Source organism: Actinacidiphila polyblastidii (assembly GCF_036353415.1).
In the GTDB taxonomy this organism is placed as follows: Bacteria; Actinomycetota; Actinomycetes; order Streptomycetales; family Streptomycetaceae; genus Actinacidiphila; species Actinacidiphila polyblastidii.
In genome coordinates, this window is the sequence record NZ_JAZEWV010000061.1 from 1 (window position 1) to 15914 (window position 15914).

Annotated in this window: 14 protein-coding genes; 10 read left to right on the forward strand and 4 right to left on the reverse strand. The window is 74.1% G+C overall.

Going from position 1 to position 15914, the window contains the following annotated elements; genetic code table 11:
* Positions 1 to 344: 344 nt before the first annotated feature.
* Positions 345 to 2021: a BACON domain-containing protein gene (locus tag V2S66_RS33940; RefSeq protein ID WP_330800891.1), complete on the reverse strand. Its 1677-nt coding sequence runs from the start codon at positions 2019 to 2021 to the stop codon at positions 345 to 347.
* A gap of 275 nt (positions 2022 to 2296) precedes the next feature.
* Here V2S66_RS33940 and radA point away from each other — a divergent pair, with 275 nt between their 5' ends.
* On the forward strand, positions 2297 to 3682 hold the full coding sequence (gene radA, locus V2S66_RS33945) for a DNA repair protein RadA (RefSeq protein WP_330800893.1): 1386 nt from the start codon (positions 2297 to 2299) through the stop codon (positions 3680 to 3682).
* A 309-nt stretch (positions 3683 to 3991) separates the two neighbouring features.
* On the forward strand, positions 3992 to 5050 hold the full coding sequence (disA, locus tag V2S66_RS33950; RefSeq protein ID WP_330800895.1) for a DNA integrity scanning diadenylate cyclase DisA: 1059 nt from the start codon (positions 3992 to 3994) through the stop codon (positions 5048 to 5050).
* 113 nt (positions 5051 to 5163) lie between these two features.
* On the opposite strand, the gene V2S66_RS33955 is transcribed toward disA, so the two are convergent.
* On the reverse strand, positions 5164 to 5994 hold the full coding sequence (locus V2S66_RS33955; protein WP_330800897.1) for a hypothetical protein: 831 nt from the start codon (positions 5992 to 5994) through the stop codon (positions 5164 to 5166).
* Positions 5995 to 6236: 242 nt separating this feature from the next.
* Between V2S66_RS33955 and V2S66_RS33960 the strand changes: the two genes are divergently transcribed.
* The 5 genes from V2S66_RS33960 to V2S66_RS33980 all read left to right on the forward strand — a co-directional run bounded on the left by V2S66_RS33960 (position 6237) and on the right by V2S66_RS33980 (position 10663).
* Complete coding sequence (locus tag V2S66_RS33960; RefSeq protein ID WP_330800898.1) at positions 6237 to 7208, forward strand: HhH-GPD family protein; 972 nt, start codon at positions 6237 to 6239, stop codon at positions 7206 to 7208.
* A 260-nt stretch (positions 7209 to 7468) separates the two neighbouring features.
* Entirely contained in the window at positions 7469 to 8002 is a 534-nt protein-coding gene (locus V2S66_RS33965; protein ID WP_330800900.1) for a SigE family RNA polymerase sigma factor, read from the forward strand.
* Positions 7990 to 8700, forward strand: coding sequence for a hypothetical protein (locus tag V2S66_RS33970; protein ID WP_330800902.1), 711 nt, complete (start codon positions 7990 to 7992; stop codon positions 8698 to 8700). The genes V2S66_RS33965 and V2S66_RS33970 overlap by 13 nt, the downstream gene beginning before the upstream one ends.
* A 4-nt stretch (positions 8701 to 8704) precedes the next feature.
* Positions 8705 to 9388, forward strand: coding sequence for a two-component system response regulator CseB (gene cseB, locus V2S66_RS33975; RefSeq protein ID WP_330800904.1), 684 nt, complete (start codon positions 8705 to 8707; stop codon positions 9386 to 9388).
* Between the two features lie 6 nt (positions 9389 to 9394).
* Positions 9395 to 10663 carry a sensor histidine kinase gene (locus V2S66_RS33980; RefSeq protein WP_330800906.1) on the forward strand — a complete coding sequence of 423 codons (1269 nt, stop codon included), beginning with the start codon at positions 9395 to 9397 and terminating at the stop codon, positions 10661 to 10663.
* Between the two features lie 387 nt (positions 10664 to 11050).
* Here the strand turns inward: V2S66_RS33980 and V2S66_RS33985 are convergent, their stop codons facing one another.
* Positions 11051 to 12634: an MDR family MFS transporter gene (locus tag V2S66_RS33985; RefSeq protein WP_330800908.1), complete on the reverse strand. Its 1584-nt coding sequence runs from the start codon at positions 12632 to 12634 to the stop codon at positions 11051 to 11053.
* Positions 12635 to 12878: 244 nt separating this feature from the next.
* Between V2S66_RS33985 and V2S66_RS33990 the strand changes: the two genes are divergently transcribed.
* Positions 12879 to 13466 carry a TetR/AcrR family transcriptional regulator gene (locus tag V2S66_RS33990; RefSeq protein WP_330800910.1) on the forward strand — a complete coding sequence of 196 codons (588 nt, stop codon included), beginning with the start codon at positions 12879 to 12881 and terminating at the stop codon, positions 13464 to 13466.
* A 20-nt stretch (positions 13467 to 13486) separates the two neighbouring features.
* On the opposite strand, the gene V2S66_RS33995 is transcribed toward V2S66_RS33990, so the two are convergent.
* The gene (locus V2S66_RS33995; RefSeq protein ID WP_330800912.1) at positions 13487 to 14227 is read right to left on the reverse strand and encodes a M23 family metallopeptidase; all 741 of its coding nucleotides are present in this window, start codon (positions 14225 to 14227) and stop codon (positions 13487 to 13489) included.
* Positions 14228 to 14618: 391 nt separating this feature from the next.
* Here V2S66_RS33995 and V2S66_RS34000 point away from each other — a divergent pair, with 391 nt between their 5' ends.
* Together V2S66_RS34000 and V2S66_RS34005 are read left to right on the forward strand one after the other, a co-directional pair.
* Positions 14619 to 14972, forward strand: coding sequence for a trypco2 family protein (locus tag V2S66_RS34000; RefSeq protein ID WP_330800915.1), 354 nt, complete (start codon positions 14619 to 14621; stop codon positions 14970 to 14972).
* A 4-nt stretch (positions 14973 to 14976) separates the two neighbouring features.
* On the forward strand, positions 14977 to 15914 hold a 938-nt coding region (locus tag V2S66_RS34005; RefSeq protein ID WP_461949950.1), incomplete at its 3' end, for a serine protease family protein.

Genomic DNA, 15914 nt, shown 5'->3' on the forward strand with positions numbered 1-15914 from the left:
GGGGGGGGGGGGGGGGGCCGGGGGGCGGGGGTCGATATCGCATATTTACGGCCCTCTGAACTCCCCACGCCTCGCTGAACCGCGGTCAAGGGCCGCAAATACACGTCAGCATCTCGACCCCCTCCCCCTCCACCCCCGTCCCCCTCCGGCCGGTTCGCCCTGCCGGTTCGCCTGCCGGTTTGCCCTGCCGGTTTGCCCTGCCGGTTTGCCCTGCCGGTTTGCCCTGCCGGTTTGCCCTGCCGGTTTGCCCTGCCGTTCGCCCGGCTGGGGTGGTGAGCCGCTCCCGGCTGGGGGGTGGGTTCCGGCCGTCACGCCCGGCCGGGGTGGGTGGGCTGCTCCTGGGCTCAGGTCGGGGTGGGGGCCGGGGTGGGGGTGGTGTCCGTGGGGGGTGGGGTCGTCGGGGTGGGCGTGGGGGTGGGGGTGGTGTCCGTGGGGGGTGGCGTCGTCGGGGTGGGCGTGGGGGTGTCCGCGGGGGGTGGGGGGGTGGAGGTGGTCGGGGGTGGGACGGAGCGGGTGGTGGCGCCGTGGAGGGTGACCTGGGCGTTGCCGGGGGTGAAGGAGATCGCCGCGGTCCAGGGGCCGGTGGGTTCGAGGGCGTGGTCGACGGTGAGGGTGAGAGTGATCGATTCTCCGGGGCGGAGTTCGCCGCCGCGTGAGGAGAGCTGGAGCCAGTAGGCGGAGGTGTGGGCGGCCCAGCGGACCGGGGAGTCGCCGTTGGCGGTGAGGGTGACGTCGGTGGCGCCGGGGGCGGGGGCCGCGGTGACCGTGAGCCAGCCGGAGCCGTCGGTGGGGCGGGTGGTGGCGGGGTCCTGGGAGACGGTGACGGTGGGGGACGCCGAGCCGGGGGTGGCGGAGGGGGCGGGAGCGCCGGACCGGGGGGAGGGCACCGAGCTGCCGGCCTTCTCGTAGGACGCGCCGTCGAGTCCGTCCGGCTCGCTGGCCTGGGCGGGGCGGCCGGGTCCTGGGTGGTCGTCGCCGAGGGGGGCGGCGCGGTAGGCGGCCCAGACGGCCAGGACCGGGGCCGCGACCACCGCGGCGACGACGGTGCTGGTGACGGCGCGGTGGCGCAGCCGGGCCCGGCGGGCCGCGCGGTCCTTCAGGTCGAGGGGGAAGCCGCGCCGGTCGAAGCGGGGGGTGGCCTCGCGGGAGCGTCCCGCCCCGGCGTCCATGGCGTGCAGCATCGCCGCGTAGACGGCCGCGCGCGGCGCTTCGGCGAGGGTGAGGACGGCCGCGGCGTCGGGCGCTCCGGGCCAGGGGCCGGCGGCGACGACGCGTTCGGCGGCGCGGCGGCAGGTGGCGCAGTCGTCGACGTGGCGCACGAGTTCGGCGCGCAGCGCGGTGCCGAGCAGGACGCGGGTCTCGCCGGCGAGCCGGGCGATCTCGCCGCAGCGGCCGGTGTCGACGACCGCGAGGGCCGTCCTGGTCCGCTCGACCTCGCAGGCGGCCCTGGCGAGCCGGGTGCGGGCGGCGTCGGCGTCGAGGGCGAGGACCTGGGCGACCTCGGCGGGTGAGAGCTGGTGGCGGACGGCGAGTTCGAGCGCCTCGCGCTGCTCGGGGGTGGTGCCGGCCGCCTCCGGCCAGGCGAGGGCGGCGAGTTGGGCGCGGCGCAGCTCCGCGACGTCCTCGGCGGCGCGCGGCAGCGGGGTGGCGCCGCCGGCCCCGAGGCGGCGCAGGCAGGACCAGCGGGCCAGCGCGTAGAGCCAGGCGCGGCGCAGCGCGGGGTCGCGCAGCCTGGCCCGCTGGCGTTCCGCGAAGGCGAGGGTCTCGCCGAGCGCGGCGCAGGCCGCGTCGTGCTCGCACAGGATGGCCAGGCAGTACGTGAACAGGCCGTCGAGGTACGGCTCGTAGTGTCCGGGCGGCTGCAGGGGCAGGGTGCCCTGCGGCCGCCGGCGGCCGTGGGCCCGCTCGCGGTTCCCGTCCCGCTCGGGTTCGCGCCCGCGTTCGGCGCGCGGCCGCCCGGTCGGCGCCCTGTGCCTGCGGTGCGCGCCGGTGCTCTGGGTGGGGGTCTGCTGCCTGCTCATCACCGGGCGACGGTAGGCCCGGCGGAGGGCCGGGCCCAGCCCGGTGGGCGGACATTCATCCTTACGGGTAACAGGACGTACCGAACTCGGACAGGTCGGTCACGCGTACGGGTGAAGCGGCGCGCGTGCGCTCGACCGGAGCGCCGCGCGCCCCCGTCCGCGCCCTCGTCCACCCCCCGCGAGCGCCCCGCGCGGCGTCCCGGCGGGCGTCCCGGTGGCGGGTTTCCGCGGCGGGCGCGGCCGCGATGTCACACCCGGCCGCTACGGTGAGCGGCATGGCCACCCGTAAGCCCGCCGCCAAGGACCGTCCCTCCTACCGTTGCACCGAGTGCGGCTGGACCACCGTCAAGTGGCTGGGCCGGTGCGGCGAGTGCCAGGCGTGGGGCTCGGTGGAGGAGTACGGCGCCGCGCCCGCGGTGCGCACCACCGCGCCCGGCCGGGTGACCTCGGCGGCCCGCCCGATCGGCCAGGTGGACGGCCGCCAGGCCACCGCGCGCAGCAGCGGCGTGCCGGAGCTGGACCGGGTGCTGGGCGGCGGGCTGATCCCCGGCGCGGTGGTGCTGCTGGCGGGCGAGCCAGGCGTCGGCAAGTCCACGCTGCTGCTGGACGTGGCCGCGAAGGCGTCCGGGCGCGAGCACCCGACGCTGTATGTGACCGGCGAGGAGTCGGCGTCGCAGGTGCGGCTGCGGGCGGACCGGATCGGCGCGATCGCCGACCACCTCTACCTGGCCGCCGAGACCGACCTGTCCGCGGTCCTCGGCCACCTCGACGACGTGAAGCCGGCGTTGCTGATCCTGGACTCGGTGCAGACCGTCGCCTCCCCGGAGATCGACGGCGCGCCCGGCGGCATGGCGCAGGTGCGCGAGGTCGCGGGGGCGCTGATCCGCGCGTCGAAGGAGCGCGGCATGTCCACGCTGCTGGTCGGCCATGTGACGAAGGACGGGGCGATCGCGGGCCCCCGCCTGCTGGAGCACCTGGTGGACGTGGTGCTGAGCTTCGAGGGCGACCGGCACGCCCGGCTGCGGCTGATCCGCGGGGTGAAGAACCGCTACGGCGCGACCGACGAGGTCGGCTGCTTCGAGCTGCACGACGAGGGCATCATCGGCCTCGCCGACCCGTCGGGCCTGTTCCTGACCCGGCGGGACGAGCCGGTGCCCGGGACGTGCCTGACCGTGACGCTGGAGGGCAGGCGCCCGCTGGTCGCCGAGGTGCAGGCGCTGACCGTGGACACGCAGATCCCGTCGCCGCGCAGGACGACGTCCGGGCTGGAGAACTCGCGGGTGTCGATGATGCTCGCGGTGCTCGAGCAGCGCGGGCGCATCCGCTCGATCGGCAAGCAGGACATCTACACGGCGACGGTCGGCGGGGTGCGGCTGACCGAGCCGGCCGCGGACCTCGCGGTGGCGCTGGCGCTGGCCAGCGCGGCCATCGACACCCCGCTGCCGAAGAACCTGGTCGCGGTCGGCGAGGTCGGCCTGGCCGGCGAGGTGCGTCGCGTCACAGGGGTGCAGCGCCGCCTGTCCGAGGCGGCCCGGCTCGGCTTCACGCACGCCCTGGTCCCGCCGGACCCGGGCAAGGTGCCGCCGGGCATGAAGGTGATCGAGGTCTCCGACATAGGCGACGCGCTGCGCACCCTCCCCTCCCGTACCCCGCGCGGCTGACCCGGGCTCCGGTACGGGTTCCCCGCCGGCCCGTGTTTCCGGGCTCCGCGGCCGGCCGGGGGACGGCCGCGTGCCCGGTCGAGGGGCGCGGCGCCCGGCGCGTGCCGCGCGCACCGCTCCCGTGCGCCCGCAGCCGTGGACGGCGAACCGCCACCGCGCGGCGGGGACGACGTAAACTCAGTGCAATCGCACCGACCGGAGGAACGAGTGGCAGCCAACGACCGGGCAGGGGGCGCTGCCCCGGCCCGTAGGGCAGCGGGAGACTCTGCCGCCAGGGCCGGCGGGGGCCCCGGTGCCGACGGCGGGCTGATGCGCGCCTCCCTGAGCGCGGTAGCGCCCGGCACCAGCCTGCGGGACGGCCTGGAGCGCATCCTGCGCGGCAACACCGGCGGGCTCATCGTGCTGGGCATGGACAAGACCGTGGAGTCGCTGTGCACCGGCGGCTTCGTGCTGGACGTGGAGTTCACCGCGACCCGGCTGCGCGAGCTGTGCAAGCTGGACGGCGCGCTGATCCTCGACAAGGACATCACCAAGATCCTGCGGGCCGGCGTGCAGCTGGTGCCGGACCCGACGATCCCCACCGAGGAGACCGGCACCCGGCACCGCACCGCGGACCGGGTGAGCAAGCAGGTCAACTTCCCCGTGGTGTCGGTCAGCCAGTCGATGCGGCTGATCGCGCTCTACGTGGACGGGCAGCGCCGCGTGCTGGAGGACTCCGCCGCGATCCTGTCCCGCGCCAACCAGGCGCTCGCCACCCTCGAGCGGTACAAGCTGCGGCTGGACGAGGTCGCCGGCACGCTGTCCGCGCTGGAGATCGAGGACCTGGTGACGGTACGGGACGTCACCGCGGTCGCCCAGCGGCTGGAGATGGTCCGCCGGATCGCCACCGAGATCGCCGAGTACGTGGTCGAGTTGGGCACCGACGGCCGGCTGCTGTCGCTCCAGCTGGACGAGCTGATCGCCGGCGTGGAGCCCGAACGGGACCTGGTGGCACGGGACTACGTGCCGGAGCCGACCGCCAAGCGCAGCCGTACGGTGCCCGAGGCGCTCGGCGAGCTGGACACGCTGCCGCAGGGCGACCTGATCGAACTCACCACGGTGGCGCGGGCGTTGGGGTACACCGGTTCGCCCGAGTCGCTGGACTCGGCGGTCTCGCCGCGCGGATACCGGCTGCTGGCGAAGGTGCCGCGGCTGCCCAACACGGTCATCGAGCGGCTGGTGGAGCACTTCGGCGGACTGCAGAAGCTGCTCGCGGCGAGCGTGGACGACCTCCAGGCGGTCGACGGCGTCGGCGAGGCGCGGGCCCGTTCGGTCCGCGAGGGCCTCTCCCGGCTCGCCGAGTCGTCGATCCTCGAACGCTACGTGTGACGCGCCGCGCGGCGCGCTGCGGGTGACACGGCGCGTGGCGTCGCACGGCTGAGGGCCGGGCCGCACGGCTCGGCACCGCCGCGGCGGGGGGCGGTCGGTGCGCGGAGAGGCGGTCAGTCCGCGGAGAGCACGAACGACGCCTGCTTCGCGTCGTGTCCCGGCGCCTTCGCCTGCACCAGATACGTGCCGGGCTGCGCCGTCTGGCCCTTCGGCGCGGCGCACTGCGGCGAGCTGTTCTTGCCGCTCCACCGCAGGGTGAAGGTGGTGGAGCCGTGCGCGGGCACCTCCATCAGGTGCGCGCCGCCGGTCGGGCAGTCGTCGGAGGCCCAGACGTGGCTGTTGTCGGCGGCCCTGGTGACGGTGAACACCGCGCTCCTCGGACCGAAGTCCATCTTGCAGGCGACGCCTGAGGAGTTGGCGGCCTTGAGCCTGAACTGGGGGCTCTGGCCCGGGCCGTAGGAGTTCTGCGCGCTGGTCAGGGTCAGCGCGACCGAGCCGGCGGTGCAGTCGGGCAGCGTGGAGCCGACCGGCACCTCGCCGCCGGTGGACGATCCGCCGCCGGAGCCGGCCGGGTCGCCGGTGCCCGCCGAGCCGCCGCTGTCCGAACTCCCGCCGGAGCCCGCGGTGTCGGCCCCGCCGGTGGCGCCCGCGGCGCTCGCGCCGGTGCCCGCGTCGGAGCCGGTGGCGCCGGTCGTGTCGCCGGAACCGCCCGCGGACGTCGCGCCGTCGGCGCCGCCGCCGGACGAACCGCCGTCTCCGCCCGAGGTGTCACGGCCGCCGGGGCGTCCGCTGATGTGGGTGCCGGAGGGCGTGGGCCCCGGGGTGATCGTGGCCACCGGGGTATGCGTGTCGGTGGGTGCGCCGGAGCCCTTCCCGCCGCCTCCGCCACCGGAGTTGAGCGCCCAGACGACGAGCACCACGACCAGCGCGAGCAGGCACAGCACAACTGCCCGCCGCCGCCAGTAAATGGTTGACGGCAGAGGTCCCACGGGATTGCGCATCGAGCCCACGGACGAACTCTAGGGGAGATCACCCGCGCGCCGTCACCACACGCGCCGCTGGGCCCAGGGTCTTTACGGATCATCACGTTTACCTGCGCGTCCGTGTGCGCTCGGTACGCTCACGGATGCGCTGTGTCGCCGTCGGGCGTCGCGCCGCGGCTCACGTATGCGAGGATCGAACGGCCATGAGCACAGATCTGCGCGACTCCCGTCCCCCGCTGCCCGCATCCCCCGCCGCCGCGGCCGCTTCCACGCCCGCCGCCGCGCGGGTCCCGGTGCCGGCCGCGACCGCCGAACTGCACGACCTGGTGATCGACTGGTTCGGGGAGCACGCCCGCGACCTGCCGTGGCGCCGCCCCGACGCGGGCGCCTGGTCGGTGATGGTGAGCGAGTTCATGCTGCAGCAGACCCCGGTGGTCCGGGTGCTGCCGGTGCACGCCGAGTGGCTGGCCCGCTGGCCGCGCCCGGCGGACCTGGCCCGGGAGTCGCCCGGTGAGGCGGTACGCGCCTGGGGCCGGCTGGGATATCCGCGCCGGGCGCTGCGGCTGCACGCCGCGGCCACCGCCATAGCCCACCAGCACGGCGGCGAAGTCCCGCACAGCCACTCGGAGTTGCTGGCGCTGCCGGGGGTCGGCGAGTACACCGCCGCGGCGGTCGCGTCGTTCGCGTACGGGCGGCGGCACATCGTGCTGGACACCAATGTGCGGCGGGTGTTCGCGCGGCTGGTGACGGGCGTGGAGTATCCGCCGAACGCGACGACCGCCGCCGAGCGGCGCACCGCGACGGCACTGCTGCCCGCGGACGAGGGCACGGCGGCGCAGTGGGCGGCGGCCACCATGGAGCTGGGCGCGCTGCTGTGCACGGCGCGCTCACCGCAGTGCGGGGCCTGCCCGGTGGCGGCGCGCTGCGCGTGGCGGCTCGCCGGTTCGCCGCCGCACGAGGGCCCGGCGCGGCGCGGCCAGACGTACGCGGGCACCGACCGCCAGGTGCGCGGCCGGCTGCTCGCGGTGCTGCGGGCGTCGACGGACCCGGTGCCGCAGGCGGCGCTGGACGCGGTGTGGCACGAACCGGTGCAGCGGGCGCGGGCGTTGGACGGGCTGGTCGAGGACGGCCTCGTCGAGCCGCTGGCCGACGGCGTCTACCGGCTGCCGGCCTGACCACGGCCGGGACGGGGGGCCGGGCTGTCGGGGACGGCATCCCCGCCACACGGCGCACACCGTCCGATCCGCCGCAATGGCCGCACACGGCGCATTCGCCGCACTCGCCGCATTCAGCCGGCCGTTACACAACCGATGGGTTGCTGTGCGGCCGCTGTGCGTTCACGGTGGCGAAAGCCTGACATCCGCTCCGTAGCTTCGACTCGGCCGGAGGGTTCCATCCCCCGGTGCGGTGACAGGCAAACGGGGCGGAGGCACCAATGGCGGCGGACGGCGCGACGGTACTGGAGTTCGAGGACTATGTCCGGACCCGGCAGGACGCCCTGTTGCGCAGCGCCCGCCGGCTCGTGCCGGACCCGATAGACGCGCAGGACCTCGTACAGACCGCGCTGGTGCGCACCTACCCGCGCTGGGACGGCATCGCCGACAAGGCGCTCGCCGACGCGTACATGCGGCGCGTCATGATCAACACCCGCACCGAGTGGTGGCGCAACCGCAAGCTGGAGGAGGTCCCCTCCGCCGAGCTGCCGGACGCCACCGTCGACGACGGCGCCGAGCAGCGCGCGGACCGCGAGATGCTCGCCGACGCCATGCGGGTGCTCGCGCCCAAGCAGCGGCAGGTCGTGGTGCTGCGGCACTACCGCGAGCTGTCCACCGAGGAGACCGCACACGTCCTCGGCATGTCCACCGGTACGGTGAAGAGCACGCTGCACCGGGCGCTGGCCCGGCTGCGCCACGAGCTGGAGCACGGCACCTACGGGTACTCGCGGAGGGAGGACGTGTGCGCCGCATAGCCTCCGTGACCGCGGCGACCGCGCTGAGCTGCGCGTGCGTCGTGGTGGCAGGCTGCGGCACCACCGTCACCGGCGCCCGCAGGGAGGGGCCGGCCTCACCCGTGACGGTGAAGCCGCGTTCCGCCGCCGCGCCGGCCATCGCCTCCGACCCGCCGGCGCTGGCCTCCATGGTGCGCAAGGACACCAGCATCAGCGCGGACGTCCGCGAGGACCTCACCCCGTGCGTCGGCGACGACTACCCGATGGACACCGACTCCGGCGACCTCACCGCCGGCGACGGCCCCGACCTGGTGGTCAACGTGACCACCTGCGGCGACGGCCTGGGCATCGCCGCGTACGTGTACCGGATGATCGACGGCAAGTACCTGAACGTCTTCGCGGACGAGCGCTCCCCGGTCTACGGCAGCGTCGAGGACGGCCGGCTGCAGATCGTGCACGAGGTGTACAAGACCGACGACCCGGTGTCGTACCCGACCGGCGAGGAGTCGGTCACCTACGCCTGGCGCGGCAACCACTTCGTGCCGGTCAGCCAGACCTTCCAGGACTACGACGGCGCCTCGCCGTCCACCTCCCCGGAACCGCTGTCCACCGACCCGGTGCCGCGGCCCGACGCCGACCCGGTCGATCCCGACCTGCCGGCCACCGCCGTACCGGCCTCGCCCGGCGCGCCGAGCACCGCTCCCGGTGCGGGACGATAGCCGCATGGCCGCCACCCACGTCCTCTTCGTCGAGGACGACGACGTCATCCGCGAGGCGACCACGCTCGCCCTGGAGCGCGACGGCTTCCGGGTCACCGCCGCGCCCGACGGTCTGACCGGCCTCGACGCCTTCCGCGGCGAGCGGCCCGACCTGGCGCTGCTCGACGTCATGGTGCCGGGGCTGGACGGGGTCAGCCTGTGCCGCCGCATCCGCGACGAGTCCACGATCCCGGTGATCATGCTGTCCGCGCGGGCCGACTCCATCGACATCGTGCTCGGCCTGGAGGCCGGCGCCGACGACTACGTCACCAAGCCGTTCGACGGCGCGGTGCTGGTCGCCCGGATGCGGGCGGTGCTGCGCCGGTTCCGCGCGGCCTCCCAGGCGGACGAGGACGACGGCGGGGCGCTGCTGTCCTTCGGCGACATCGAGATCGACCCGGAGGGCCTGGAGGTCACCCGCGGCGGCGAGCGGCTTGCGCTGACGCCCACCGAGATGCGGCTGCTGCTGGAGTTCGCCGGCGCGCCCGGCACCGTACTGTCCAGGGACCGGCTGCTGGAGCGGGTGTGGGACTACGACTGGGGCGGCGACACCCGCGTGGTGGACGTGCACGTCCAGCGGCTGCGGGCCAAGGTCGGGCAGGACCGGATCGAGACCGTGCGCGGCTTCGGCTACAAGCTGAAGGCGTGAGCGGCGGTGTCCCCGGCCGTCCGCGCCTTCCGTTCCTTCTTCCGCAGCGGGCTGCGGTGGAAGCTGAGCGCCGCCATCGCCGTGGTGTCCGCGCTGGTCGCCCTCGCGCTGAGCCTGGTGGTGCACAACGCCGCCCGGGTCAGCATGATCAACAGCACCCGCGACGTGCAGGACGAGCGCGTCCAGTCGGCGCTGCGGATCTACGAGTCGACCGGCCGGCAGGTCTTCGGCGTCCGGCTCGACGACCCGTCGCTGCCGCGCGAGCTGAGGCAGTACGCGGCCAAGGGCCAGCGCGCCACCTACGTGCAGGAGAACGCGCACGGCGCCCCGACGGTGTGGGCGGAGACCCCGGCCGACGAGCACAAGGTGCTGTCGCTGAAGAGCACCTTCACCGACCGCTACTCGGTGCTGGTCGACCTCGACCAGGCGCTGGTCGCCGGCTCCCTCGCGGTGGTCGGCGTCGGCACCGCGCTCGGCGTGCTCATCGGCGGCCGGATGTCGCGGCGACTGCGCAAGGCGGCGACCGCGGCCCGCAAGGTCGCCGACGGTGACACCGAGGTGCGGGTGCGCGAGGCGATCGGCGGCCGCCGGGTGCGCGACGAGACCGACGAGCTGGCGCGCGCCGTCGACGCGATGGCCGACGCCCTGCAGCTGCGGCTGGAGGCCGAGCGCCGCGTCACCGCCGACATCGCCCACGAGCTGCGCACCCCGCTGACCGGCCTGGTCACCGCGACCGAGCTGCTGCCGCCGGGCCGCCCCGCCGAGCTGGTACGGGACCGGGTGCACGCGCTGCGCACCCTGGTCGAGGACGTGCTGGAGGTGGCCCGGCTGGACGGCGCGGCCGAGCAGGCCGACCTTCAGGAGGTGGCGCTCGGCGAGTTCGTGCGGCGCCGGGTGCAGGCCCTGGCGCCCGACGCGAAGGTCGTCGTGGACGACGACGCGCTCGTGCAGACCGATCCGCGCCGGCTGGAGCGCATCCTCGGCAACCTGCTGGCCAACGCGGCACGCCACGGCCGGCCGCTGATCGAGGTGGTCGTCGACGGCCCCTTCGTCCGGGTCCGCGACCACGGCCCCGGCTTCCCCGCCGACCTGCTGCGCGAGGGCCCCAGCCGCTTCCGCACCGGCAGCTCCGACCGCTCCGGCAGCGGCCACGGCCTCGGCCTGACCATCGCCACCGGCCAGGCCCGCGTCCTCGGCGCCCGCCTCACTTTCCGCAACGCCGCCCCCGAGGAGGGCGGCGGCGCGGTGGCCCAGCTGCTGCTGCCGCGCGGGTAGCCGGTCGGCGCAGGGCGCGCGCGACGCGCTCCCCGAGCCCTCGGCTGCCGATGCCGATGCCGTCGGCGTCGCGCCAGGCGGCGTGCTGGTGGGCCGGTTCGCCCTTCGCCTCGTTCGCGTCGATGGGGATGAACGGTCCGAGGCTCGCGCCGTGCAGGAAATAGGAGTGGTGGTGGCCGGTGGTCCGGTAGCGGGTGAGGTGCTCGCCGACGGCGGCGCGGGTGTACCCGTACGGCGGTCCGTCCGGCTCCACCTCGTCCTCGCTGGAGGTGACGGTGGCGACGTATGCGCCGTTGCGCAGGTGCGGGAAGTCGTGGAGGCGGCCGCGGGCGGCACGGACCGGACGGCGAGTGGCGGGAGCGCCCGGGGCGTTCCGCCGGAGGTGGGTCAGATGGCGTCGGCGACCAGCGGCTCGGGGGCCGGGGCGGCCTCGTCCGCGGTGGCCGGCTTGGGGCCGGCGCCGCGCAGCGGGGTCTCGACGAGGAACCAGGCCGCGGCGAAGCCGATGACGCTGACCACGGCGCCCCACAGGAACACGGTGTGGGTGCCGTTGGCGACCGCGTGGAAGTACGCGTCCTTGAGGGACGCCGGCATCTTCGCGATGGTCGCCGGGGACAGCTGCGCGCCGGCCTTCATGGCCGCCGCGCCGGACGCGCCGGCGCTGGAGGACATCGTCTCCTGGATGCGGTGCGTGAAGAGCGCGCCGAACAGCGAGACGCCGAAGGAGCCGCCGATCGTACGGAACAGCGTCGCGGACGAGGAGCCGACGCCGATGTCCCGCATCTGCACGCTGTTCTGCGCGATCAGCATGGTGATCTGCATGATGAAGCCCATGCCGGCGCCGAGCACCGCCATGAACAGCCCTGAGGTGAACCGGCTGGTGTGCGCGTCCATGGTGGACAGCAGGTAGAGGCCGACGGTGATCAGTCCGCCGCCGATGATCGGGAAGATCTTGTAGCGGCCGGTGCTGCTGGTGACGCGGCCGGCGACCATGGACACCGCCATCATCGACAGCAGCATCGGGAGCAGCAGCAGCCCGGAGTTGGTCGCCGAGGCGCCCTGCACGGTCTGCTGGTAGAGCGGCAGGAAGGTCATCGCGCCGAACATCGTGAAGCCGACCAGGAAGCCGATCAGCGAGATCAGCGAGAAGTTGGCGTTGCGGAAGATCCGCAGCGGCAGCACCGGCTCGGCGGCGCGGGTCTCGGCGTAGACGAACGCACCGAGCGCGGCCAGGCCGAGCACGAGCAGGCCGATGATCTGCCCGGAGCCCCAGGCGTACTGGGTGCCGCCCCACGTGGTCAGCAGCACCAGCGAGGTGATGGCCACGGTCAGCAGCGCGGCGCCGAGGTAGTCGATACGGCTCTCGGTCCGCTTCTTCGGCAGGTGCAGCACGATGGTGACCATGGTCAGGGCGACGGCGCCGACCGGCAGGTTGATGTAGAAGCTCCAGCGCCATCCCCAGTTGTCGGTGATGGAGCCGCCCACCAGCGGGCCGCCGATCATCGCGATCGCCATCACGCCGGCGATCAGGCCCTGGTACTTGCCGCGCTCGCGGGGCGGGATCAGCTCGCCGATGATCGCCATCACGCCGACCATCAGACCGCCGGCGCCCAGGCCCTGGATGGCCCGGAAGCTGATCAGCTGGTCCATCGACTGCGACATGCCGGAGAGCGCGGAGCCGACCAGGAAGAGCACGATCGAGGTGAGGAAGATGCCCTTGCGGCCGTACATGTCGCCGAGCTTGCCCCAGATCGGGGTGGAGGCGGCGGTGGCCAGCGTGTAGGCGGTGACGACCCACGCGAGGTGGTCGAGGCCGCCGAGTTCGCCGACGATGGTCGGCATCGCGGTGCCGACGATCATGTTGTCGAGCATCGCGAGCAGCATCGCGATCATCAGACCCACCATGACCACCCGGACGCTGCGCTGGCGCGGCTCCTTGGCGGCGGTGGTCGGCGTTGCGGTCTGGGACATGACCGGTGATCCTCCCCCGTGACGAGGGCGGCGCTTCGACGATCCGCGCGAGGGGCTGGAGAGCCACCTCAGGAATACTTACTTGCCGCCCGGCTAGCTTATTGAGTTCGCCTCAAGGTACGGTGCTAACTAGCCGGGCGTCAAGTAAGTGCGGACCCCGGCCGAAGGGCCTACCGTGTGAGGCCCAGGCCCGTCACCTCGTGTAGTGCGGCGTGACGCGTAGTGCAGCAGGAGAGCGACAGCCATGGCCACACCGCATCAGCCGCGCCGCAACGACACCCGCCGTCGCATCCAGGACGTCGCGCTCGAACTCTTCGCACAGCAGGGCTACGAGAAGACCTCCCTGCGCGAGATCGCCGAGCACCTCGACGTCACCAAGGCCGCGCTGTACTACCACTTCAAGACCAAGGAAGACATCCTGGTCAGCATCGCCGACGACCTGGCCGCGCCGGTCGCCGAGCTGATCACCTGGGCCGGCGGGCAGCCGCGCACCCTGGAGACCAAGCAGGAGATGCTCCGCCGCTACAGCGACATCCTGTGGGGCGCCTCCCGCTTCTTCCGCTTCATCCAGGAGAACCAGGCGACCGTCCGCGACCTGTCCATCGGCGAGTCCCTGAAGAACAACCTGCACGGGCTCAACTCGCTGCTGCGCGACGAGGACTCCTCGATGACCGCGCAGGTGCGCTGCATCACCGCGCTCTTCGCGATGCACGCCGGGATGTTCGCCATGCAGAACATCGAGGGCGACCCCGAGGAGAAGCGCGCGGCTGTCCTCGAGGTCGCCCTCGATCTCGTCGCCCAGGCGGAGGCGCCGAGCGCCGTCACCGGGTGAGGTCATGCTGCGAGGTCACCTCAAGGGGTGACGCCGTGGGTCTTCAGGAAGTGCAGCGGCTCGACGGAGGAGCCGTAGTACGGGGTGGTCCGGACCTCGAAGTGCAGGTGCGGGCCGGTGGAGTTGCCGGTCGAGCCGGACAGGCCGATCGTCTCACCGGTGATGACCTGCTCGCCGACGTGCACGCCGATGTGCGACAGGTGGCCGTACTGGGTGTACAGGTTCGTACCGTTCTTGATCACGATGTTGTTGCCGTAGGCGCCGCCCCAGCCCGCCGTCACGACGGTGCCGGTGTGCGCGGCGCGCACGGTGGTGCCGGTCGGGACCACGAAGTCCTGGCCGGAGTGGGTGTGGATCCAGTGCTTGCCGACCTGGTGGTAGCCCGCGCCCAGCACGTAGCCGGTGGTGGGGGTCTCCCAGCCGGCGATGCGGGCCTTGCGGTCCGCGGCGGCCTTGGCCGCGGCGCGCTTCTTCGCCTCGGCGGCCGCCTTCCGCTTCGCCGCCGCATCGGCCTTCGCCTGCTTGGCGGCGGCCTCGGACTTGGCCGCGGCGGTCTTCTGGTCGGCCGCCTGCTTGGCGACGGTCTGGGAGATGCTGGCGGGCGAACCTGCGGCGAGAGTTCCCACGTGCTGCGTGTCGGAGGCCAGCGCCGCCGTGGTGCCCAGCGCGAGGGCCGCGACCAGTCCTCCGGTCACCACGGCCACCCGGCCGCGAGTGACGGACTTCGGGGTGCGGTTCTTCATCGTCGAGTTCTTGCGCATCAAGAAACAACCTCACAGGGATGGGGGAGAGCAACAGATCCGGCTGCGGCCCGTTGCTCATCCTTGGTAACCCGGCATTTCGCCCACGACAAGGGCCGCTCCTACTACCCCGGCTCGTAGCCGCACGACCCCCCGGACCCTGCACATCGATGGTGGAAAACCGCCGCGATGACCGAATTGCCCCCTCTGCGGCGGGCGCGGCCCCCGCCCGCGCCGTCCCCAGCCTGTGGACAGCCGCCGGACCGCGCGGCGCCCACTACGTCCGTTAGTAAGTGGTGCGGGTCACGTGGGACACATCACCGCGGGGGCCCGCGCGGAACGCCCGTTCGTGGCCCCGGTCACACCGCGGTCCACTACCGTGGAGGCCGCATTCACCGCGAGGGGGCACCGGATGACCACGCACGGCAACGACCTCCCACCGGTCGGCGGGATGGAACTCGCCGAGGCCGTCGAGGCGGTGCGCCAGAGCCTGATGACCGGTGCGGCGCGCGGCGCGGACGCGGCGGTACGGTTCGAGGTCGGCGAGATCCACATGGAGTTCGCGGTGCAGCTCCAGCGCAGCCGCTCCGGGCACGGCGGCGTCAGCGCGTGGGTCGTCGACGCGGCCGCCGAGGCCTCGCGCACCCTCGGCCGTACCCACACGGTGTCCTTCACGCTGCGGCCGGTGGACGCCGCGACCGGACGCAGCCCGCTGATCGGCGCGCCGGACGAGGGCGACGTGTCGGGCCTGGCGGCGAGCGGCTGACCCGGTGGGAGACCTGGCCTGCACGCCCGCCGGCCTGCCCGCGGCCGGCCCGATCCGCGAACGCCTCGCGGTGGTCCGCTGCGGCGGCCGCCAGGGCAGCGGCTACCTGCTCACCCCCTGGCTGGTGCTGACCGCCGCGCACCTGGTGGAGGGCGCCGAGGACGTACGGGTCACGGTGCCGGGGCCGCAAGGCGAGGTGCGCTGCGACCGCGCCGGGCTCTGGCCGCGTGAGCAGTCCGGCGTCGACGTGGCGCTCCTCGCCTCGGCGCGCGAGCTGGCGGCGCCGGAGAGCTTCGCCTGGGCCGGCAACCGCTGGGCGCGCCTCTCCTCGCTCGGACCGGTCCCGGACTGCGTCGCGGTGGGCTTCCCCTACGTGCAGCGCGACGCGGCGGGCCGGCTGGACACCGAGCAGCTCACCGGGGTGTACAAGCCCGGCTCCGGGATGTTCACCGGCCGCGACGTCCTGGCCCTGGACGGGGTGCCGCCCGCCGCGCGGCCCGACGGGATCTCACCGCTCGCGGGCATGTCGGGGGCCGCGGTCTTCGCCGGCGGCGTGCTGCTGGGCGTGGTCACCGCAGACCCCACCGGCTGGCAGCACGGCCGGGTCACCGTCACCCCCCTGCACCGGCTGCTCGACGAACCGGACTTCACCGCCGTCCTCGACGCCCACGACGTCCGCGTCCCCCGGCTGACCTCGCCGCCCGGCCAGCTCACCGACGAGGACGCGGAGTTCGAAGTGCGTTACGCCGCGTACACGGCCAAGCGCCACGACACGCTGCGGATCTTCGGCATCGACGTCAGCGAGCGCGGCCGGGCGACCTGGCCGCTGGACGCGGCCTACTACAGCCTGGAGGCCGCGCCGAGCACCCGCCGCGCGAGCGGCTGGCCGGCCCGGCAGGACGATCCGCCCGGCCCGCTCGGTCCGGCCGGACCGCGCCGGCC

Coding starts and splice junctions, on each gene's coding strand:
- radA (WP_330800893.1), top strand. CDS start 2,297: ATGGCCACCCGTAAGCCCGCCGCCAAGGACCGTCCCTCCTACCGTTGC.
- V2S66_RS33990 (WP_330800910.1), top strand. CDS start 12,879: ATGGCCACACCGCATCAGCCGCGCCGCAACGACACCCGCCGTCGCATC.
- disA (WP_330800895.1), top strand. CDS start 3,992: ATGCGCGCCTCCCTGAGCGCGGTAGCGCCCGGCACCAGCCTGCGGGAC.
- V2S66_RS34000 (WP_330800915.1), top strand. CDS start 14,619: ATGACCACGCACGGCAACGACCTCCCACCGGTCGGCGGGATGGAACTC.
- V2S66_RS33995 (WP_330800912.1), bottom strand. CDS start 14,227: ATGCGCAAGAACTCGACGATGAAGAACCGCACCCCGAAGTCCGTCACT.
- V2S66_RS33940 (WP_330800891.1), bottom strand. CDS start 2,021: ATGAGCAGGCAGCAGACCCCCACCCAGAGCACCGGCGCGCACCGCAGG.
- cseB (WP_330800904.1), top strand. CDS start 8,705: ATGGCCGCCACCCACGTCCTCTTCGTCGAGGACGACGACGTCATCCGC.
- V2S66_RS33965 (WP_330800900.1), top strand. CDS start 7,469: ATGGCGGCGGACGGCGCGACGGTACTGGAGTTCGAGGACTATGTCCGG.
- V2S66_RS33985 (WP_330800908.1), bottom strand. CDS start 12,634: ATGTCCCAGACCGCAACGCCGACCACCGCCGCCAAGGAGCCGCGCCAG.
- V2S66_RS33960 (WP_330800898.1), top strand. CDS start 6,237: ATGAGCACAGATCTGCGCGACTCCCGTCCCCCGCTGCCCGCATCCCCC.